This window comes from uncultured Marivirga sp. (assembly GCF_963974845.1).
Classification (GTDB): domain Bacteria; phylum Bacteroidota; class Bacteroidia; order Cytophagales; family Cyclobacteriaceae; genus Marivirga; species Marivirga harenae.
Window position 1 is genome coordinate 539792 of sequence record NZ_CAXBEQ010000002.1, and the last position, 20477, is coordinate 560268.

Below are 20477 nucleotides of genomic sequence, written 5' to 3' on the forward strand. Positions count from 1 at the left end.
TTAACAGTAAGCAAACTTTCTTATCACCTTTTTTTTATCTCAGCTTATAAATACTTATTATTGCCGTTCATTAAAAAAATATCAATCGTGAAGATAAATTTTAAGCATCTCATTTCTACTGTATTACTTTTTACCATTTGTTTAAGCTGCTCTGATAATGCACCAGAACCTGATAGTGAAGGCATTGATTCATCTTGTGAGTTAGAGGTAGTTTACCGAGATAATAAAAGTAGCAGCGTGACCTCTACCGTGTATGTAGACAGTGGATATGGCTCTGATAGGGTAGAATACAGAGAATTAGCTGATAGTTCACTGGTTTACTATATGACTTTTGAATATAATGGCCAAAACCAAGTAACCCTCTCAAAGAGGTTTGATATGAACGATGTTTTGGAAAGTGAAAAAACAATTGAATATTGGCCATCCGGAGAAAAGAAGATGATAAAGACTGAACGCAAGAAGATTGAAACCTTATCCGATAAGACCAATGCCATCCAAGAGTCATATTTTGATGAAAAGGGAAACATTGAGGAATATAAGAATTTTAATATCTCCGGATCTATTGTTTATCATACGCTATATACAAATACATATGAAGGAGATAAGCTAGTAGAAGCCTACCGTGATCATTTGGTTGACCGTCATGATGCTACTTTAGAATATACATATAATTCTGAAGGCCTAATCCAAGAGATTTTAACAAAAGACATCAATGGAGAAGTTACTTTCAAAACTGAATATGAATATAGTGATGATATGAATGAGGTTAAAAGATATAGCAACGGTGGTACATCATTGTCTGGATCCGAAAAAACTTTTTTTAATGAAAACGATACCATTTTGAAGACTCAATCGCTTTCAGGTGATGGTTCAATAAGAGTAGAGCATTCTTATTCCTATAATTGTTCAAATTAAGCCTGGTTCCATTAGCTTGAAGGGGTAAATACTATTTTAAATGATTGTTGACGACTCTATCAAGATCGACTTTTCAACTTGTTTTAAATAATCACTTTACCCTCATTACAAATACCTAATTTAAAAATCCGCCTTACTCTCTACATCAAGAGCGCGCGAAAGAAAATAATAATTGATGAGGGATAATGATTTGTAAAGCAACTAAGGCTGGAGCAAAGCTAAAAAAATCAGTGCCCTAAAAACATATCTACTTCCAAAGTATAAACAATTTAAGGTTTTTACTGTTCTTTGCAGTGGAATTCAATTCGTAATAAACATACCTATAGATTCTCCCTTTTAATTAACGCATAATAATTATTAATTCATTATCCTCATTGATTTTCCCGATAGGCTTGCTGGCATCATTACCTTTATAAATTTCTCTTTCTATCTCGGAAGCCCTCCCTTTAAACTGCCATAGATTATATTCTCTCCACTATGAAAGTGAAGATCTAATGGAATTATTGATTTTGTCTTATCTTGAATTTTTGTGAATTGTCCTTTAAACGATTTTATATATGCTTTGACAATTTTTTCATATTTTTTCTTCTTATCACTTTCGTTTCTAATTACATGTTCAAAAGCCTCTTCAATTTTTAAACTTTTTCTCTTGGATTGATACCTTAAATTGAACTGATAAATACCTAATTTTAAATTATGGGCCATTGTGGTTGGGTTTTTGATTAAAATTCTACTCAAACTCTCAGATAGGTTTTGAAATTCTTTTACTCCTATCTGAACGCCTAACAGCAGTGTTTCTAAAGGTTTCGGTTATTGATGAATTGTAAATATAGGAATACAGTTCCATTTTTCACCATATAAATAGCACTATTCATCGAAAAAATTTAATTATGAATGAGGAATTAAAAATCATGAAAATTTGTGTGGAGATTTAGTTTGACATTATTCCTCAATCACATTCTCTACATCTGAATTGTATTTGAGAAGTTTAGGTTGCATAGAGATCTACTTTAGATTGATATATCCACAGCAATTCATTACAAGCAGCTACACCCAAATAGATCTACTTCTGAGTACCACAGATACTTGACTTCAATACCTTCATTTATCATTACCAATGCTCTGAAAGGTGTGTCATATTCATCATTTATTGGAAAGGAATCGGCATAAGTAAGATATAAATTATCGGTGCCTTCTAGCTTTGCAAAGGTTTTAGCTAGGTATTCGCTTGAGGGACAGTCCAGACAAGCCTTATTGTAACCCTCTTGAATAAGGGAGTCTATTCTAGGCTCATTTCCAAATGCTAAATCCAATTTCATAGAACTAGCTAATAGCAATGAATCTCGCATAGCGATATAAGTTGGATCTAATATGTATTCATGATAGTACAGGCATTCACCATAAAATTTACCGAGATCTATTACACGAGTTGAATCCATTTTACTTGGTGTATAAAAATAAATGAACGGCTTTTCCTGTCCCGAATAGATAGAATCTAGAATTTGCGGAAAATACTTAATCTTATTCGATAAAAAGGCCAATTCATTGTTCGTAGTATCATACCTTTTGATGAGATCAATTTCTTTTGACACTGGAACTGGTACACCTTCTTTAGTTCTTTCATAGTGAGGATAAAAAATTAAGCTAAGCTCCTCTTTCTTAAGCCTAAATACTGGATTTATTGAGTGTTTGAAAGCCAGGGTTTTCTCTTGAGTTTTTAGTGACTTCAATAACTTCAAATTATTGGCAGACAAACTATCGCCTTTGATACTTATAATTTCATCTATTAAACTTGCTTTAACGGAATCATTGGGGTACCGACTCTTGAAATAATCATCACAATTATTTTGAGGGGTTTCTTTTTTGTCCTCCACCTCATTTTTTAGTGCTTTTTGTAAGGTTTCCTCTTTTTGTATAACTGCTTTTTGAATAGTTTGATCTTTGCTTTTGACAGTTTTACTCTGATTTGTTTCCTGCCTTGGGCTACAAGCAAATATTACTAAAAAAAGTAGGTGGATTAATTTAATATTCATTTTCTATGTAGCTTGTTTGATGCATAAATTTCCGAAATTTTTCACTGATCCAAGCAGACGCTTGGACCAATTGAGTGTTCAATTGGGCAGTTTCAACATATCATCCCCCAATATTCATTCTCTATTAAAAAATCTCTGAAAGATTGTTTCTCCTTTTTCTTGCCCACTTCTTTAATATAGAATTTCGATTCATCTCGATTCCAGCCTAAGGTCAGTTCAGTATATTCTAGTTGATTATAAATTTCATAAGCAAGCTTTAATTCTTTGAGTGTATTTTGCAAGTCAGTTCTTGTTTTGAATTCATTATAGCCTGATCCAATGTATTTAGAGATTACCTTAACATCTTCTCGATTTATTTTCTCGAAATCCCCTGCTAATATGAGTTCTAATGTAGTGCTAGTGCCAATTTCTTCCACAATATCTTTGATGCCCGACAAATTAGTCCAATTTCTTGAATTGTACTCTTCTTGCTTATAAGAGTAACAAATAGCATTTTCACCAGATGGTTTCAATCCGAAAGGGACCAATTCAATTTCTACATGAGTGTCAGTACCAACTCTTGGAATTTCGAATTCGATAAAAAAACTAGGCGTTTCAAGATTGTCATTAATGGCCTGGCTTGAAAATGAATTTAAACCAAAATTATCAGGCATAATTTCCTCCAGACTTTTATTTGATGAACTTTCCTTTGTCCAACTGCAATTAAATTCCTCTGACTGCAAGAAAATATAATGGTCTTTATTGTTTTTGTAAGCCCCCACAGTAGAACTACAAGAACAGCCACAGGTTGGCCAGCCGCCCCAAACTTTCAAATAGCCATTTTGAGAATCATCTATTTTTTCAAAGTCCGGCTTTCCATCGTCATTCATATCCTCAAACCTACTATAGCAAGTGTTAACTCTTTCCCATAATAATTCGCTTAGTGATTTTTGAGATTGACTAAATCCAATTGTAGTTGTCAGTATGAATTAGATTAGTAAAGCATTTTTCATGTGCTGGTATATATTACTTCCAAAGATATAGTTCTATAAAAATTTTAGTTCTAAGAATTAATGGTATTCAGTAATCAAACCAATTCAATATCCTCCTCACGAAGCTTTGAATTATTGAGCTTTTCAAGAGAGTTTTTAATTTTCATCTTATCTGCAGGAGCTAAGAAAGTAGGGATCAAGTGAGTCAGATCAATTTTTAGCAATCGGTTAATGATAATCAAATCTTTTAAGGAAAAGGGGCTGACTCCATTCATTAATTCAGACATATAGGATTTGCTTCTATGTCCTAAAATTTCACCAAGGTTTTGCTGTGTTAAACTTAAACTTTTAAGTTTCTTTCTGATTAACTCTTTCCTCTTTTGAATGAATTGCCTTTCTTTTTCAGCTATAACTTCTGCTAAATCACTATCCTGTATTTTTTTATTCGTTATTTTTGAGCTGAAAGACCAATTTTTGTCTTCATAAGCAGTAATTAAGTCTCTTAATTTCTTGCGAACAGCTTTATATTTTGAATCTTCTTTAGCAAGAACTCTTAATTTTCGATCGGCAATTAAAGCTCTCTCAAATTCCAATTCATTTGCAATTTTTCCTGCTTCCAATATTTTCGATATGTCTAGTTGTGTTTGCATAAAAATTAAATCCAATCATTAGCATTCAGCCATTTTTTAATAGTATTCTTATTGTTCTTAAATGTTGTTTCAAACTCTTGATGGGTTCCGACCCAAACTACTGAAGCTTCATTATCTTCAAACTCAATAAGGATCATCGTTCTATGGATATTAATATTAAAAAAGTAGAATCCATCATTATGGACACAATCTGCATCTGGTCTGGTCATATTCAGCTCAGTTTGATTTTTCCAGCTGTGATCTTCAATATCCTTTATCAGTTTATCAATGGCAGTTGTTAATGAAACATTTCCTTTATTCTTCCTTTTTAATTTTTCTAATGCCTTTTTATTGACTAGCCTCATTAGTAATGCAAATAAACAAAAAATAGTTCGGAATTTTTCCGAACATTTAAAATATTTATATTGATAATAACAATTGATTGGTTCTCAATTGTGTCTCTAATCAATTAATTAGTTATTGCCAAAAAGCGGAAAATTAAAATCGAACGGGACTTTTCAGGTTTTGGCAAATGTTGAATTTGAAAGATAATTAATCCATAACAAAATTAGAAATTGCACATATAGAAGTTATCAAAAAATTCAATTGATCTTGTTTTTAGGCTAGTTGGAAAAGTGGATTGGGTAAATGGGTGGCAGTGTATGTTGTTACTGGCAAGCACAAGTGGATGCTTGCGCGATTCGAGGGAAATTTTGGAGAATAGTCAAAAGCATAAGTGGACACTTATGCTATTTGAGCGGTGGAGAACGCACTAGTAATTTTGCAATGATTAGCTAAAAAAGCTTAAAATCCTTTTCAAATTCTACATTAGGTTTAAAATTTATACCCAAAAGTAATTCTGGCAACCGCATTTCTTACCGATTCTTCAAACGGAATGTCTTCATATTTCATTGTCCTGTAAAATCCGTAGTCGTAGGTCGCTTGAATAACGTATGACTTTAATTCTGCACCTAGACCAACTTGAATACCATAGTCAATTCGGTTACTAAATTTTGCTTCAAATTGATTTTCAAATTCACTAGCTTCGCCATCTATAAATAATTCCGTAGTGCTATCATCAAATAGTCTTAAGTTAACATAAGGTCCTGCCAAAGCATATAATTTTTGCTCTCCAAGCTTAAAATTGAATTTTAGGGTTATTGGTAAATCTAGATAATACTCATTAATGGAAGATTTAAAATCATATCTGTAAGATGCATTGGTGTTATCAAATCTGGGAATATATATCGTTGATTCACTGTATTCTCTTTTTAAAGAAAACAGCAATGAAGGGATAAGATCAAAATGATCGTTCAGTTTCATAGCAACTGCTGGGCCAATATGAAAACCGGGTCTGTACTCCCTATTGATTGAGGATGTATTATCTTTTTGCTGTCCCAGTTTCGAAAAATTGACCCCACCCATAAGAAAAATATCTTGGCCGTGGGCTACATTACTAAAAAGCACAAATGAGACAATATAGATTAATAGGGTTTTGCTTATTTTGCTCATATTAGAGTTTCATTTTTCTTTCTCGTCATCTTTTTTCTAAAAGGAAGGCTGAAATTACGCATTTGTAAAGCAGATGCAATGATAGAGGTTAAGCAAAACAAATCCAATTTGAGTTGAAAATAAAGACTATCTAGGTTTTAGGCAATATGCCAAGCGGACACTTGCGCTATGGGGCTTTATTTGTGTAAAGCTATTTCAGGATAAGACAGCCTAATTCACAACTTAGCTTTATGATACCCCACCAAACTTAACCCCCGTCAATTCTGCCATGTCTTTCTTCCAGCTAGTGATGTCCTTGGGATTGAATTTATTCAAATGATCATGTCCACAAGCCCTGGCCATTACTTCCATAAGTTCGGTGGAGGCACTAAAGAAATTATGAAGCTGATGAGCTGATTTATCGATATTGATCAATTTCCTTAATTCCGGTTTCTGGGTGGCTACGCCTGCCGGGCAGTTGTTGGTATTGCACATTCTGGCCGCTACACACCCAATAGATTGCAAAGCTGAATTGGATACAGCAATCCCATCTGCACCCAGTGCTAAAGCCTTGATAAAATCATCTGGTACACGGATGCCGCCTGTAATAATTAAGGTCACATCTTTTCTATCCATTTTATCCAGATACTTTCTAGCTCTGGCCAAAGCAGGAATAGTTGGTACGGAAATATTATTTCTAAAAATCAAAGGCGCGGCCCCTGTTCCGCCTCCTCTGCCATCTAAAATGATGTAATCCGCACTGGCGTCTAAGGCAAATTGTATATCGGCTTCGATGTGATTGGCCGACAGCTTAAAACCGATGGGAATACCACCCGTTACTTCCCGAACTTTATCGGCAAAAGCTTTAAAGTCTTGAGGCGTATGCAAATCATCAAAAGTAGGCGGTGAAACGGCTGCAGTGCCCTCTTTCAAATTCCGCACTTCTGCAATTTTACCCACTACTTTATTGGCAGAAAGATGTCCGCCTGTTCCGGTTTTCGCGCCTTGTCCGCCTTTAAAATGGAAGGCTTGCACGCGCTTTAGTTTCTCCCACTCAAAGCCAAATTTGGCGGAAGCGTATTCATAAAAATATCTAGAATTAGCGGCTTGTTCTTCATTCAGCATACCGCCTTCGCCAGAGCAAATGCCGGTTCCGGCTAATTCCGCTCCTTTGGAAAGGGCTACTTTAGCTTCTTCAGACAAAGCACCAAAACTCATATCAGACACAAATAAGGGGATGTCCAGTTTTAAAGGTTTTTTAGCATTAGGACCGATGATTAGTTCGGTAGCCACAGGGACATCTTCCATCAAAGGTTTGGTAGCCAATTGGGCTGCCAAAATTTGGATGTCTTTCCATTGCGGCAATTCCGGGCCTGGTACACCCATAGCGCCCATTTCTCCGTGATGCCCAGTTTTGGATAAGCCATCTTTGGCCAGTGCCTTAATATAAGCCAAAGTAGGTTCTTCTTTGGTAGAATCCGAGGAAGAAGCCGTCTCGCTTTTGGTGCTATCGTCTAATTCTTCTTTTAACGTGGCATGTGTTCCATCGCAATAAGGCGGATTTTTGCTATGCTTACACATGCAGAGATAGGCATCGCCTGTTTCTTCGGCCACAAATTGCTTAGGCGTTATATCAGTTTTCCTGTGGGAACCATCACAAAATGGTTGATTCTGACTTAATCCGCAGGCACACCAATATTTTTCTTCGCCTTTAGTAAGTTCAACTTTAATGGGTTTTCTGTCGGCTATCTTAGGTTTACTCATGATGGGTTATTTTTAAAGGTCAAGTTCAGTAGTTAAAATTTATCCTACATTCATCTAGATTAATAAATTACGGCCCTTCCAAAAAAGTCATTTTAGATCTAAGTGTGCTAAGGGCCTGAGGTGTAATCCCTAAAAAAGCAGCTATCATTCGTTGCGGGATTCGATTGGGGAGTTCGGGATAAGTTTTCAGAAAGTATTGGTATCGATCTATGGCAGGAGCACTCATCAACATCAATACCCTGCGTTGCAAAATTCCCATTCTTCTGTATAAAAGATGGGTATATTCAGTAATTTCTTGGTTTGAAAGGCTGGTGATGGAGAAGCTATCTTGATCAAAAATCATTACCTCAGCATCTTCCAGACAATCAATAAAAAGCTGTCCGGGTTTGTCGTATTCCAATGATTCTATATCGCCCACAATCCATCCTTCAGGCGCAAAACTAAAAATGTGTTCTTTACCTTTGCTGTCAATAATGTAGCTTCTTACTATGCCTTTTTTAACATAATATCTATGGGCATTGAGTTCACCGGAGTGCTGAATGATTTCTCCCTTACGATAGCTTTTGTTTTTGACGCTTGAGTTATTTTCTAATATGGATGCTAAATTCTCCATTTAGTAAATATAATAATTTTGCAAGAGGAATTTGATAGACTAGTTGCTAATGCCTTAGGTTTCATAATAAAGGAGAAAGTAGATAATGCGTTATGCCAAAAATATATGCACTTTCTTAGCATGAACAATTTAAAGTTTTTGCTGTTATTTGCAGTGGAATTCAATTCGAAGTAAAGCACGCCTATCGAGTCACCTTTCTTATTGAAATATTTTATTTATTTATCTCGTTACCCACATTAAGCAATGGCTATTATTATTTTTATCCTAGTATTATGGTATGGAGGTCTTTTCTTTCAGACTTTCTTTCTTCATCGTTATGCAGCCCACCAAACTTTTAGCATGTCTAAATTTATGGAAAAACTTACTTATATATTAACCTGGGTTTTCCAGGGAAGTAGTTATTTAAGTGCTTATGGCTACGGCATTATGCATAGAATACATCATGCTTATACGGATACAGAAAACGATCCGCATTCTCCTAAATATGATAAAACGCTTTTCGCTATGATGTGGAAAACCAAAAAGATCTATCAAGATATTAATAAAGGACGAATTAAGGTGGAAGAGAAATTCACCACCAATGTACCGCAATGGAAAAGCTTTGATCTTTTTGCTAGTTCAATCTTTTCAAGAGTGCTATGGGCGGCAGTATATATTGCTTTCTTTTACTTTTTTGCAACTGCTTTATGGCAATGGCTATTGCTACCTTTAGTTTTTTTAATGGCACCTATTCACGGGGCCATCATTAATTGGTTTGCACATATCTATGGTTACATAAATTTCAAAGTGAAGGATACTTCCAAGAATTTTCTACCCTTCGATTTTTTGATGATGGGGGAAGCCTATCATAACAACCATCATAAAAGAAGTGGCAATCCTAATTTTGGAGGTGTGAGATGGCACGAGATTGACCCAACTTACTTGATCATGAAAGTATTGAACAAGTTTGGTATTATTCAGATGAAGAAAGTCAAGGTGTAAAGAATTTGACTTGCAATTGCTATAGTCGCCACCTTAAATCATCTTTTTGTAATCGGGATGAGCTGTCAAATTTTGTCTTGTTTAAAGTTTGACAGATGCTTGCTTAATCTTTAAAATTAGGAGCGCGTTTTTCCATGCTGGCTTTAAAAGCTTCACTAAAATCATCAGAAAGTAACATGGCAGCGTTCCAGGTAGCCATATACTGCAGTGAGTCTTCCACCGAATGATCTCGGCTGTATTTCAATACTTCTTTGGTGCCTCGAATGGACAAAGGAGATTTTGAAGCTATTGTAGTAGCCAGTTTATGAGTACTTTCCATCATTTCATCTCTTGAAGAATAAGATTGATTGACTAGCCCAATTTCCTTGGCCTCTTTGCCGTCCATTTTTCTGCCCGTATAGGCCATTTCGGAAACCATACCAGGAGAAATTAATTTGGGCAGGCGTTGCAAAGTTCCTAAATCGGCTACCATTCCTAAGTCAATTTCTTTTATGGTAAAATAGGCATCATCACTGCAATAGCGCATATCACAAGCGGCAATGATATCGACTCCCCCACCTATGCAGCCACCATGCACAGCAGCCAAAACAGGTTTCTTACATTTTTCGATGGCGTTTACGGCTTCTTGAAGAGTAAATACTAATCTTCTGATTTCCTCACTTCTTCTTCCTGCACATTCAATCTTTTGGTATTGACTTACCGACATCAGCAATTCCAAATCAATGCCCGCGCAAAAGTTTTTTCCCGCTCCAGCTAATACAATAGCTCGTACTTCTGCCCTTTCGGAAAGTGAATTAAAGATTTCCTTCATCTCCTTCCAAGCCGGCATATGAATTGCATTGGATTTTTCCGGACGGTTAAAGCTTACTGTTGCTACTTTATTTTCAATCTCAACTCTAAAAAAATCGTATTTCATTTCCTATTGCTTTTATTCAACTATGATATCATCAAGCTCTAGCTCCTTTACAGGGCCTAAGGTTCTCAACCTATCAAGATCGAACTTTGACGCATCTCCATAAATGGTAACCGTTACAGGCTTATTTTTAATATTTTTCTCATAAAACGACACAATGTCGTCAAACTCCAGTTTTGAGTATTGCTCGAAATTAATTTCATTAGGATCTTGCAAATAACCTGTTTTTATAAATGATTCTGCGGTTCGTGATAGCAGTCGGAAGTCCGGTCTGCTGGAACTCGATGTCAATATCAAACCATCTTTTATAGAGGACAGCCTGCTTTCATAAGTTGGCATGTCATTGATAAGCCCTAAAACGACACTAACTGCATCAGTTGTTTTATCAGATTGAGAACCGGTGAATAAAACTAATCTACCCCTTTTCTCGGGCTCGTAGATAGGGTCTATATAATTCCCTCCTGTTGAATATGCCAATGATCTGAATTCACGTACTTCTTGAAATAACAGTCCTGACAGGCTATTGGTATAGTAAGAATTGAATGCCTCCTTTTTATAATCCTCCTCATAATTCAACGGCTCACCATTTACTATATAATATACATAGCTTTGGATTGACTTTTTGTCGTTTACCACATAAAAGGTGGTTTCCGCTACATCCTCTGCTTCCAAGAATGTGTATTGATCAATAGCGTTTTTTCTGAATAATGTAGATGCTGAGATCTTTTCTATTAACTCAGTCTCCTCCTTTTGTCCTACGTAATGGATGGAACTCATTCCATTACTTAGAAGTGCCTGCATTTTGTTCTTGAGCACAGCAGGTTCTAATTTTTTTAATTTTCCCGCTGGCATTCGGCTTTTATAACTGGACTGTTCACCAAAAAGTCCATAGCTATAAAGGATACTGCCACCTGTCGCAGGATTATTGTTGTTGAGCTTATTCTCCGTTTTTCGCTGATTATAAAGAAGTTTGATGGTTTTGTTGGTAGGATTGAAATCTGCTATTAAAGTTTCAATCAAGTCTACCGTCTCATCGAACTTATTGTCTAAACCCGTTATTGAAATATCGAATGAATTATAGTCTGCATTAAAAAAATAGGTGGCCCCTACATCCGCGAATTTTCTTTTCAAATCAGCGGCCGAAAAATCACTAGTGCCTGTGCTGTTGAGCGCTTCCGCTAAGAGGGCATAGTCGGGATCTTTCGTAATTCCTCCAGCAATACTAAAGCGAAGGGTGAAAATATCATTAAGCATATTTTTAGTGTAAAAAATATAATCATCGGTAATCCCAAAATCATTTTTTAGATCTATAAAATTTGGTTCTGCTTGGTTCTCTGGAAGTGCCTGGAATCTTTTAGCATAAGCTGAGGATTCTTCCGTGCGTTCAGAAATAGGCTTATAAGAGGGCTTCTCTAGCTTCGTTTTTTTAGGAAATCCTGTTCTTGATTGTAAAGTGAAATAGTCATCCCCATAGTATTTTTCAGCTGCTTTTTGTACTTCTTCTTTCGAAATGTTTCTAATCTTTTCAGGAAATGATAGGTAGTCTTTATAATCAATATCGTAGATGAAACTTAGACCCAATGTGCGACCTCTTGTACTTAAATTTTCCATGGAAAGCTCATAATTCCTGTAAATGCCAAACTTTACAGATTCAAAATACTCATCAGTAAAATTGCCTTTTGCAATTTCCTGAAAACCGTCTCTAATCTTGCCCTCAAATTTCTTAAGGCTCCCCCCAAAAACTTTTGGCACAAAGAAAATGAAGGCTGATCCATCTTCTTCCAGAAAATCCTGCTCCCCTCCTGCATATAAAAGCTCGTTATTGAGATTCATTTTATCGATAAAGCCTGTTTGGTTACTGTTAGACATCATTCCACCCACTATTTCCAAAGCAGGACGATCAGGATGCCCTGCCGGCACCAATTTATATCCCATGAAGCCCACTTTTATGGGTGTTATTCTGACCTTTTCCACTTCTCTTCCATCAAAACTGTTTCTTGTATACTGAGGAAATTCCGGTTCTTTTCCTCTCTTTAATTTACCAAATGATTCGGTAATCAAAGGCTTAACCTCTGTAGCATCGAAATTTCCCGAGAGCACTAAAGCCATATTATTGGCCACATAATATTTTTGAAAATACTCATACATTTTGGTTAAGGAGGGATTCTTTAAATGCTCCACACTGCCCAAAACAGTTTGGGTGCTATAAGGATGATCCCCATAAATATATTCATTGAATTTGGTAAATACTCTTCGTTGCAAATCATCTCCTGCCCTATTTTTTTCTTCGTAAACTGCTTCGAGCTCACTTTGAAAAAGTCGAAAAACAGGGTTTTGAAACCTGTGGGAGTAAATATCAAGCCACTTGGTCATCTGATTGGCTGGAAAAAAATTATAGTAATACGTATAGTCGTAATTCGTTCCGGCATTTACTCCACTGCCTCCAATTGATTTAACCAGGCGGTCAAATTCATTGGGTATTGCAAATTGCGAAGCTTTCAATTCTTGTGCATTAATCATCTTTTGAATTTGAAGCTTCGTCTCAGGACTTTTGGTAATTGCTAGTTCATCATACAAAATCTTTATGGAGTCAAGGTGCGTCTTTTCAGTTTCGTAGTTTTGAGTGCCTAGTTCGTCCGTTCCCTTGAACAGCATATGTTCAAGATAGTGGGCAATTCCTGTTGCCTCTGCCGGATCATCTTTACCTCCTGCATTTACCCAAACAGCGCCATATACATTACTAGCATTTTTGTCTTCATTTAAATAAACTTTCAGTCCATTGGGAAGCTCGTACTGTTCGACATTTATTATTGGATCTTGAGCGCATAAAATACTTGAGGTCAACAGTAGCAGTGGAAATAATAGATTTCTCATTTTAATTAGTTCGTTGATAGATAATGCTGTAATATAATAATAAATACTATGCAGTTATCAAGAACAATTAAAGAAAATCAGGCCTGTAGAATGTGTAGCATTCAAAGTAAAAAAGATCTTCTGCGGGGGTTTTGTTAGAACCCCCTTTGTAAGTCTTCAAACCGCTAGGTGTTTTCGTTCAAGAAAAAAATTATTCTAATCTGTTAGACCTAACTTTTTTCAAAATAGCAGTTGCTAAATTCACTATGGGCAACATTACTATACCCACGATAAGCCCAATAAAGAATTCAGTAATAAATGATGGAACACTTGGCAGTAGATCATGCAAAAAGTGAATATTATGAGCAAAAATTCCCCCAGAAACTAGAAGCAATGCGATGGTCCCTATTACGGTCAAGCTCTTAATTACCTTCGGTAGTGCTTGAACCAAAAATTTTCCGATTTTATCTGAAAAGCTATTATCTTGTTCATTTAAGTTTATTAATCTTACTCCAAATTCATCCATTCTAACGATAAGTGCAACTATTCCGTAAACCCCGACTGTAGCTAATAAAGCAATTATTGAAACCACCATAATTTGATTAAGCAAGCTTTCCTTTTCAACCGTGCCTAAAGCGATAATGATAATTTCCACTGATAAAATGAAATCGGTGACAATAGCGGATTTCACTTTTTCCTTTTCTTTGCTTAAGGCTTCCTCTTTAGTCAGTTTTTCAACATTTTCTATTTTTTTCTTGGGTGCAGGATGGAAGAAATACGCATAGATCTTTTCTGCACCTTCATAGGCAAGATATAAACCTCCTAGCAACAGAATGATGTGAATGGCCTCAGGGACAAATGCACTCAGTAAAAATGCTAGTGGTAAAATGATAATTTTATTGAGAAAAGAACCTTTTGTGATGGCCCAAAGCACCGGAATCTCTCTTGAGGCCATAAAGCCAGATGCCTTCTCTGCGTTGACCGCCAGATCATCTCCAAGTATTCCTGCCGTTTTCTTGCCAGCCACTTTACTGAGCGTGGCCACGTCATCCATCAACATTGAAATATCATCCAGTAAAGCAAAAAATCCAGAAGCCATAGTTTATAAAATTAATGTGTCGCAAGTTAATATCATCTGTCTCAATTTAACAAATGAATTAAATATGATTGCTTTTATGAAAGCAAGCCTAAAGCCTCCTTCGCCTCGTAGAAAGCTATGAGTTTTCAATAATTAAAGGAAGTGAATATGATGGTGTTTTCATCAATAATATCAAATCCAAACCTGACATGTTTGGACATAATTACCAATAGGACCAATTAGCCGTGGAGTAAAGAGACGTTAAATTGAGAGCTGTTGCACTAGTGTATATTTTAAAGCCTAATAACCACTTTGCCTGTATGCTTTCCTTCTCCAAAATATTGGATCAATCGCGGGATTTCTTGAAAGGCATAAGGCCCATCGATAACGGGTTTAATTTTACCTTCGGCATAAAACTGATTGATGATATCAAGCCCTTCATTGGGCTGAAGAGCCAAGATCTGACACTTCTTTTTTGTGAGGCCGGAGATCAATCCTTTGGTGATCGCCAGTTGCATGAGTTTACTATTTGTACCACCAACCGAAATATACTTTCCTTTTGGCTCTAGGGCTTTTAAATATGCCCAAGTCGATTGAGAAGTTTTCGCGTCTAGAATTAAATCGTAGCGCTCTCCTCTTTTGGTGAAATTCTCTTTTTTGTAATCGATGATATGGTCATAGCCAATGGCCTTCATATTATTGAGTTTTTCTCCTGTGTCCACACCTGTAACTTCTGCATCATATTGCTTAGCAATCTGCAAAGCAAAAGTACCTACTCCTCCACCAGCGCCATTGATCAAAATCTTCTGCCCTTTCTGAATTCCTCCTTTCTTCACTAGTCCTTGATACGCTAGTAATGCAGCATGTGGTATGGCAGTCGCCTCTTCGTGACTCATTGCTTCTGGTTTTAACATTAAAGCTTTTTCATTTATAGCAATATATTCAGCAAAGCTACCGAAGCCAAACTCCGATAAATCTCCAAACACAGCATCCCCTTTTTTGAAAGCTGTAACCCCATCTCCAGTATCTTCAACTACGCCCGACAGTTCCATCCCTGGAATCGGGTGCTTCGGTTTCCTTAGGCCAAATATCAAGCGATACAAGTAAGGTTTACCTCTTACCATTCCCCAGTCATAATCATTGATTGCAGTTGCATGTATTTTTACTAATACTTCTAGTTTTCCCGGAATTGGATTTGGAATTTCTTTAATTTCTAGCTTTTCGGGAGATGTGTATTGAGAACAAAAAATGGCTTTCATCAGGATTGAGTGTAGTAGTAGATATAAAAAAAGCGTTCAATTTCTGAATATAGCGTTTTTGCGCAAAAAATCTCGAAAAGTATTTAAATAAAAATGAGGATAATCAACAAAATGGCTACTTTTCCAACAATTCAAAAAATGATATTTGACTGACAGTTAAGTTTGCCCAGCTTTACTAACTTCGTTTTTGACGCTAATGAAAAGTCATGAAAACCCTCTTTTACACCCTATTACTAATGGTCATTGCGGCCTGAGTTACACCTGAAGAAAAGAGTACAAAAGAAACAAATGAAGTTTCAAGCACGGAGGAGGAAGTGCATCCCTTGGCCGCCTCCATTCAAGATGCACACGAAGTGGACAAATATAAAACTGGAGAAGTCATAGGCTTTGATATTAAACTCAATTTTGGCGGCAATGAAAGGCTAAATCACGAATTTATAGCACCACTAACTCATCGAAGGTTTTGGTGCTCAAGAATAATGGTACTTCTATGCTTTTTGACGGGCAAGATATTTGGCTACAGCCAGAAGACAGTTTGTATGAGGGTGCTCGCTTTGATGCTTTGACTTGGTCTTACTTTTTTATGACTCCCTTCAAATTAAACGAGCCGGGAACTTATCATTCAGCAGTTCAGTCATTACCGTATACTGAAAATCAGGCTTTAAAAACTAATAAGATGACATTTGGTGAAAATGTAGGCGATGCTCCTGATGATTGGTACATGATCTATCAAAATTCTGAAATTGATCTATTAGAGGCGATGTCTTATATTGTTACTTTTGACAATAGAAATGCAGAAAAAGCAGCTTAAAACCCTCATGCGATTTCATATGCTGATTATCAAGAAGTAAATTCCATTCCTTTTGCTCACAAATGGTATTTTTGGAATTGGAGTGAAGCAGAAGGATTGCTAGAACAACTGGGAGAAGCTAACATTTCCAAAATTCAATTTTCAAATGAGAGAAGTATATTTGATAAGAAGGACTATTCTACAAAAGTGCCTTTATAAAAAAAGAGTTTGCGGAAATAAGCTCGATTTAGTCTTAGAAAAAGGAATTGTTTTGGCAAATATGACTAAATTCGATTGGGTTGGCAATATTATATAAAATAAAAATAGCTATGCTAGACGGAAGAAATAGAAATGAGATAAAAATTGGCTTGGAAGTGGAAGTCGTCCAGAAACAGGACCAAAGAACAGGCGATTTAACTAACGGCTTTGTTAAAAAGATTTTGACCAAATCTTCCTTTCATCCTCATGGCATAAAAGTGATGTTGGAGACTGGCGTAGTAGGTAGAGTGAAGGAGATTTTGGAGGAGGAATAGCCAGAGGTTGATCTTATTTATAAAATAAATAGATTTTCAATCTCCAATCAACTGTAAAACTTTAGAATAAATCCGATCGGTCCACAGAGAGTACTGGAAACCGCTGGGATGTAAATTATCATTGGTCAATGCATCCGAGGAGGAGCCTAATTCACGAGAGATAGAAGTAACATCGATAAAAGGAATATTTTTATTATTACAAACACTTTTAGCATAAGTATTATATTGGTCGATTTCTTTGCCTATTTTATCGCTATTAGAACTTCCGAAGGGAGTAACCCCATAATCAGGAATAGATACCACAAATACATCTCCGCTATCACCTGCAATGTCAATAGCAATTTGGAGAAGAGAATCGAATTCCGTTTCATACAAAGAAAAATCCATGCCCTGATATTGATTGTTGACCCCAATTAATAGGGATACTAAATCATAATCTCCAGAATTAATATCATATGACTCAATCACACCCATAAGGTTACTGGTAGTCCAGCCAGTTTGAGCAATGATGTCAACTTCCACCTTCAAGGATGTTTCTTGCTCAATTCTACGGCTTAATTGAGCTGGCCAACTTTCCTCCTCTGGAACACCTTGTCCGATTGTATAAGAATCTCCTAGAGCTAAATATTGAATAGCGGATTCGTCTACCTCTGGCTCATTAGTCTCTATATCATCAAAGTCAATCTGATCAGTTGAATTTTCACAACCAATGATTAGTAGAATTGAGATAATAGTAAATAGATGATAGAAATTTTTGTTCTGCCTCATCCTATAGAAACACTGATTAATTATTTTAGGTTTTTACATTAAACAGAAAGGAGCACAAGCATTCACTTGCACTCTTCATAAAAAACATATGTTAAATTTTCATCTACCAAACTGCTACTCTTTCCTCTTCGGCTAAATACATTTTGTCTCCTTGCTTGATGTCAAAAGCCTCATAAAAGCCAGGGATATTCATCAAAGGGCCATTTACACGCCACATTGGAGGAGAATGCGAATTGGTTTTGATCCACAAGCGAAGATATTCCTCTTTCATTTTTACCCTCCAAATTCGGGCTAGGGACATAAAAAATCGCTGATCTGGCGTAAAACCATCTATTCTTGCTGTGTCTTGTCCTTGCTCAGTCATTTTGAAAGCATCATAGGCAACAGCTAATCCGCTTAAGTCGGCCGTGTTTTCTCCCACAGTCATCGCTCCGTTGATATGCAATGTATCCAAAACTGTAAAAGAACTATAAAGGTCAATTACTGCTTGAGTTCTGGCATTGAACTCTTTATAATCAGCATCTGTCCACCAGTTATTAACATTCCCTTCTTTGTCAAATTGCGCACCTTGATCATCAAAGGAGTGGGTAAGCTCATGTCCTATTACCATACCAATTCCTCCATAATTTAAGGCATCATCGGCTTCGTAGTCAAAATAAGGCGGTTGTAAAATGCCGGCCGGGAACACAATTTCATTTGCAGATGGATTATAATAAGCCGTTACTGTTGATGGTGTGGTATACCATTCCTTCCGATCTACTGCCTGATTAAGTTTAGCTAAATTATAGTTATACTGAGCTTTAGAAGCTGAAATTATATTGGAAAAATAATTATCGTGAGTAATTTCGACACTACTATAATCTCTCCATTCATCAGGATAGCCAATTTTCTTAGTGATGGCGAATAGTTTTTCTTTAGCCTTTACTTTTGTGCTATCGGTCATCCATTCCAATTGATCTATTCGGTTGGCATAAGCCTTTTGGGCATTATCCAATAATTCAAGCATTCGTTGCTTGGCAGATTCAGGAAAATACTTTTTCACATATAACTGTCCCAATGCTTCGCCAAGCATATTATCTACAGCGCTTGCCATTTTTTCGCCTCTTGTTTTTTGCACCGCTTGTCCAGAGATCACCTTTGTATAAGCAAATTCAGCATCAACGAAAGCTTTACTTAGATTGTCAGCGTAATTCTGTAAAGTGCTTGATTTCATAAATAGCTTCCAATTTTCTATTGGAATGCTAACTAGCAACTCGTTCAAATTTTCATAATAGTTGGGTTGACCTACATCAACTGAATCAGTTTCTGCCCCCATGCTATTGAGCAATTTGCTCCAGCCAATATTGGGGTGCATTTCATTCAAGTCTTTTACAGAAAATTTATTGTAGTTTGCTTTCACATCCCTTAACTCTACTCTGGTTCTGTGCGATTCGGCTATTTGCTTTTCAATGTCGTAAACCTTTTCGGACATCTTCTCAGCTGCTTTTGTATCTGTTCCACTTAATTCAAAAAGTGTAGCTAAATACTCTTTATATGCTTTTTGTATTCCATCAGTGGAGCTATTCTTATCAAAATAATAATCTCTGTTGGGTAACCCCAGACCTGTTTGATACGCATGGGCAATATTGATTTTACTATTTTTATCGTCTGGTCCAACATAAAAGCCAATAATTGAATTATTTTGCTGCTTAGCTTGCAACGCCACGTAGGTCATCAAAGAAGAGACATTCGTTATGGTTTGTATTTCAGCAAGTATTGGCTTAATAGGCTGAAAGCCTTCTCTATTGATTTTGGCGGTATCCATTCCTGAAGCATAGAAATCTCCAACCTTTTGTTCGATGCTTCCTTTAGCGTTATCCAATTGTGATACGCTATCCAATAAGTTCTGGAGGCGTAATCTTTGTGGGTAATTCATAAAACGATAGGCCCCTACTCCGGCTTGCGTTTCAGGAATAGAAACAGAATCATACCAGATTCCATTTACATATTGAAAAAAGTTATCGCCTGGATTGCGACTACTGTCAATTCCTTCAATGGCTACATATTTTACTTTGGGTGTGGTTTCCGGTTTTTGATCTGTGCATGCTACGATGCCTAGTACTGCAATGATTAGAGAAAAAAATGATTTCATGTTTACCGTTTGAATTAAGCTGTAAAAGCAAACAAGATAGTAATTTTTCATCATATTGTTGAAATAAGCGATTTCAACAAAACTTAAGAGTAATTTACGGAAGTCTTTATTACTTAATGTCCTTTTTACTGAATAGCAAAAGTCAGCCCTAATTCAAGAACAATTCCTCCTGGTGAAAGGAGTCGTAATACTTGCTGGTCAAATGGGGATAAGGTTGATCCATCTTTAACTACCCAAGGTTGATCCTTAAAAGCTGCTGCGTAGCCGAGACTTATATTTAGTGTGTTGTACTTTCCAAACCACCAATTGTAGCCCGCCTTCAAATTAAAAGTGGTAGTACTTTCAAAGCGCATATTAACCTCTTGAGTCGTTCCATTCCCAGAATCGAAAGTCAGGTCTATATCATCTATACCCGATGACCTTGACAAATTAATTCCATAAGTAAACCCATGCCGGTAGGACTGATCATAACGCAGCCCAATTGAGGTCCTGAAACCCCAACTGCTTAACCCTAGGCCACCTTGCACAAAAAGGGTTTTATCAATTATATAATTGGCCGTAACTCCTGCAAGACCTGTATAAGAATTAATGCCACTCCCGAGCCCTATATAAAAGCTCGGGCGATCATCTGGTTCATAGTAAGTTCCATCTTCCTGAGCTTTCAGCTCAAAAGAACAAATTATTATGATCAAAATAAGAAAGACTCGTTTCATGAATTTAATTTAATGGCCCAATCCCTTTTATGGCGGAAACAG

The 20477-nt window shown here is 36.4% G+C and carries 19 protein-coding genes; 4 read left to right on the plus strand and 15 right to left on the minus strand.

Going from position 1 to position 20477, the window contains the following annotated elements; genetic code table 11:
* Positions 1–87 precede the first annotated feature (87 nt).
* Positions 88–915 (plus strand): hypothetical protein, encoded by an 828-nt coding sequence (locus tag AAC601_RS06820; RefSeq protein WP_303271212.1) that lies wholly within the window; start codon positions 88–90, stop codon positions 913–915.
* Positions 916–1341: 426 nt separating this feature from the next.
* Here AAC601_RS06820 and AAC601_RS06825 read toward each other — a convergent pair whose 3' ends face one another.
* The 8 genes from AAC601_RS06825 to AAC601_RS06860 form a co-directional block, all read right to left on the minus strand.
* Positions 1342–1653, minus strand: a complete 312-nt coding sequence (locus AAC601_RS06825; protein ID WP_303271213.1) for a hypothetical protein — start codon at positions 1651–1653, stop codon at positions 1342–1344.
* A 299-nt stretch (positions 1654–1952) separates the two neighbouring features.
* Positions 1953–2948 carry a hypothetical protein gene (locus AAC601_RS06830; RefSeq protein WP_303271215.1) on the minus strand — a complete coding sequence of 332 codons (996 nt, stop codon included), beginning with the start codon at positions 2946–2948 and terminating at the stop codon, positions 1953–1955.
* Between the two features lie 92 nt (positions 2949–3040).
* On the minus strand, positions 3041–3817 hold the full coding sequence (locus AAC601_RS06835) for a hypothetical protein (protein ID WP_303271217.1): 777 nt from the start codon (positions 3815–3817) through the stop codon (positions 3041–3043).
* A gap of 197 nt (positions 3818–4014) precedes the next feature.
* Positions 4015–4569 (minus strand): transcriptional regulator, encoded by a 555-nt coding sequence (locus AAC601_RS06840; protein WP_303271219.1) that lies wholly within the window; start codon positions 4567–4569, stop codon positions 4015–4017.
* Positions 4570–4574: 5 nt separating this feature from the next.
* Positions 4575–4913: a type II toxin-antitoxin system HigB family toxin gene (locus tag AAC601_RS06845; RefSeq protein WP_303271221.1), complete on the minus strand. Its 339-nt coding sequence runs from the start codon at positions 4911–4913 to the stop codon at positions 4575–4577.
* Positions 4914–5382: 469 nt separating this feature from the next.
* On the minus strand, positions 5383–6060 hold the full coding sequence (locus AAC601_RS06850; RefSeq protein WP_303271222.1) for a porin family protein: 678 nt from the start codon (positions 6058–6060) through the stop codon (positions 5383–5385).
* A 228-nt stretch (positions 6061–6288) separates the two neighbouring features.
* Positions 6289–7803 (minus strand): glutamate synthase-related protein, encoded by a 1515-nt coding sequence (locus AAC601_RS06855; RefSeq protein WP_303271224.1) that lies wholly within the window; start codon positions 7801–7803, stop codon positions 6289–6291.
* A gap of 67 nt (positions 7804–7870) precedes the next feature.
* Positions 7871–8416, minus strand: a complete 546-nt coding sequence (locus AAC601_RS06860) for a Crp/Fnr family transcriptional regulator (RefSeq protein ID WP_340152850.1) — start codon at positions 8414–8416, stop codon at positions 7871–7873.
* 243 nt (positions 8417–8659) lie between these two features.
* Here AAC601_RS06860 and AAC601_RS06865 point away from each other — a divergent pair, with 243 nt between their 5' ends.
* On the plus strand, positions 8660–9397 hold the full coding sequence (locus tag AAC601_RS06865; protein ID WP_303271229.1) for an acyl-CoA desaturase: 738 nt from the start codon (positions 8660–8662) through the stop codon (positions 9395–9397).
* Between the two features lie 103 nt (positions 9398–9500).
* Here AAC601_RS06865 and AAC601_RS06870 read toward each other — a convergent pair whose 3' ends face one another.
* The 4 genes from AAC601_RS06870 to AAC601_RS06885 all read right to left on the minus strand — a co-directional run bounded on the left by AAC601_RS06870 (position 9501) and on the right by AAC601_RS06885 (position 15500).
* The gene (locus AAC601_RS06870; protein WP_340152851.1) at positions 9501–10313 is read right to left on the minus strand and encodes a crotonase/enoyl-CoA hydratase family protein; all 813 of its coding nucleotides are present in this window, start codon (positions 10311–10313) and stop codon (positions 9501–9503) included.
* Between the two features lie 12 nt (positions 10314–10325).
* Positions 10326–13184, minus strand: a complete 2859-nt coding sequence (locus AAC601_RS06875) for an insulinase family protein (protein WP_340152852.1) — start codon at positions 13182–13184, stop codon at positions 10326–10328.
* Positions 13185–13374: 190 nt separating this feature from the next.
* The gene (locus tag AAC601_RS06880; RefSeq protein ID WP_303271235.1) at positions 13375–14262 is read right to left on the minus strand and encodes a DUF808 domain-containing protein; all 888 of its coding nucleotides are present in this window, start codon (positions 14260–14262) and stop codon (positions 13375–13377) included.
* Between the two features lie 272 nt (positions 14263–14534).
* Positions 14535–15500, minus strand: coding sequence for an NAD(P)-dependent alcohol dehydrogenase (locus AAC601_RS06885; RefSeq protein ID WP_303271236.1), 966 nt, complete (start codon positions 15498–15500; stop codon positions 14535–14537).
* Between the two features lie 466 nt (positions 15501–15966).
* Here AAC601_RS06885 and AAC601_RS06890 point away from each other — a divergent pair, with 466 nt between their 5' ends.
* The gene (locus AAC601_RS06890) at positions 15967–16311 is read left to right on the plus strand and encodes a hypothetical protein (RefSeq protein WP_340152853.1); all 345 of its coding nucleotides are present in this window, start codon (positions 15967–15969) and stop codon (positions 16309–16311) included.
* 308 nt (positions 16312–16619) lie between these two features.
* Positions 16620–16823 (plus strand): YwbE family protein, encoded by a 204-nt coding sequence (locus AAC601_RS06895; protein WP_340152950.1) that lies wholly within the window; start codon positions 16620–16622, stop codon positions 16821–16823.
* Between the two features lie 36 nt (positions 16824–16859).
* Here the strand turns inward: AAC601_RS06895 and AAC601_RS06900 are convergent, their stop codons facing one another.
* From AAC601_RS06900 to AAC601_RS06910, 3 genes are all read right to left on the minus strand, one after another.
* Positions 16860–17591: an SGNH/GDSL hydrolase family protein gene (locus AAC601_RS06900; RefSeq protein WP_340152854.1), complete on the minus strand. Its 732-nt coding sequence runs from the start codon at positions 17589–17591 to the stop codon at positions 16860–16862.
* Between the two features lie 103 nt (positions 17592–17694).
* Positions 17695–19722 carry a M13 family metallopeptidase gene (locus AAC601_RS06905; protein ID WP_340152855.1) on the minus strand — a complete coding sequence of 676 codons (2028 nt, stop codon included), beginning with the start codon at positions 19720–19722 and terminating at the stop codon, positions 17695–17697.
* Between the two features lie 125 nt (positions 19723–19847).
* Positions 19848–20435, minus strand: a complete 588-nt coding sequence (locus tag AAC601_RS06910) for a hypothetical protein (protein WP_303271240.1) — start codon at positions 20433–20435, stop codon at positions 19848–19850.
* Between the last annotated feature and the right edge of the window lie 42 nt (positions 20436–20477).

Bases quoted from the DNA above. Each gene is read 5' to 3' on its own strand.
- AAC601_RS06880 (WP_303271235.1), bottom strand. From the start codon at position 14,262: ATGGCTTCTGGATTTTTTGCTTTACTGGATGATATTTCAATGTTGATG.
- AAC601_RS06900 (WP_340152854.1), bottom strand. From the start codon at position 17,591: ATGAGGCAGAACAAAAATTTCTATCATCTATTTACTATTATCTCAATT.
- AAC601_RS06865 (WP_303271229.1), top strand. From the start codon at position 8,660: ATGGCTATTATTATTTTTATCCTAGTATTATGGTATGGAGGTCTTTTC.
- AAC601_RS06835 (WP_303271217.1), bottom strand. From the start codon at position 3,817: ATGAATGACGATGGAAAGCCGGACTTTGAAAAAATAGATGATTCTCAA.
- AAC601_RS06860 (WP_340152850.1), bottom strand. From the start codon at position 8,416: ATGGAGAATTTAGCATCCATATTAGAAAATAACTCAAGCGTCAAAAAC.
- AAC601_RS06830 (WP_303271215.1), bottom strand. From the start codon at position 2,948: ATGAATATTAAATTAATCCACCTACTTTTTTTAGTAATATTTGCTTGT.
- AAC601_RS06910 (WP_303271240.1), bottom strand. From the start codon at position 20,435: ATGAAACGAGTCTTTCTTATTTTGATCATAATAATTTGTTCTTTTGAG.
- AAC601_RS06885 (WP_303271236.1), bottom strand. From the start codon at position 15,500: ATGAAAGCCATTTTTTGTTCTCAATACACATCTCCCGAAAAGCTAGAA.
- AAC601_RS06875 (WP_340152852.1), bottom strand. From the start codon at position 13,184: ATGAGAAATCTATTATTTCCACTGCTACTGTTGACCTCAAGTATTTTA.
- AAC601_RS06845 (WP_303271221.1), bottom strand. From the start codon at position 4,913: ATGAGGCTAGTCAATAAAAAGGCATTAGAAAAATTAAAAAGGAAGAAT.
- AAC601_RS06905 (WP_340152855.1), bottom strand. From the start codon at position 19,722: ATGAAATCATTTTTTTCTCTAATCATTGCAGTACTAGGCATCGTAGCA.
- AAC601_RS06840 (WP_303271219.1), bottom strand. From the start codon at position 4,569: ATGCAAACACAACTAGACATATCGAAAATATTGGAAGCAGGAAAAATT.
- AAC601_RS06850 (WP_303271222.1), bottom strand. From the start codon at position 6,060: ATGAGCAAAATAAGCAAAACCCTATTAATCTATATTGTCTCATTTGTG.
- AAC601_RS06855 (WP_303271224.1), bottom strand. From the start codon at position 7,803: ATGAGTAAACCTAAGATAGCCGACAGAAAACCCATTAAAGTTGAACTT.
- AAC601_RS06870 (WP_340152851.1), bottom strand. From the start codon at position 10,313: ATGAAATACGATTTTTTTAGAGTTGAGATTGAAAATAAAGTAGCAACA.
- AAC601_RS06895 (WP_340152950.1), top strand. From the start codon at position 16,620: ATGCTAGACGGAAGAAATAGAAATGAGATAAAAATTGGCTTGGAAGTG.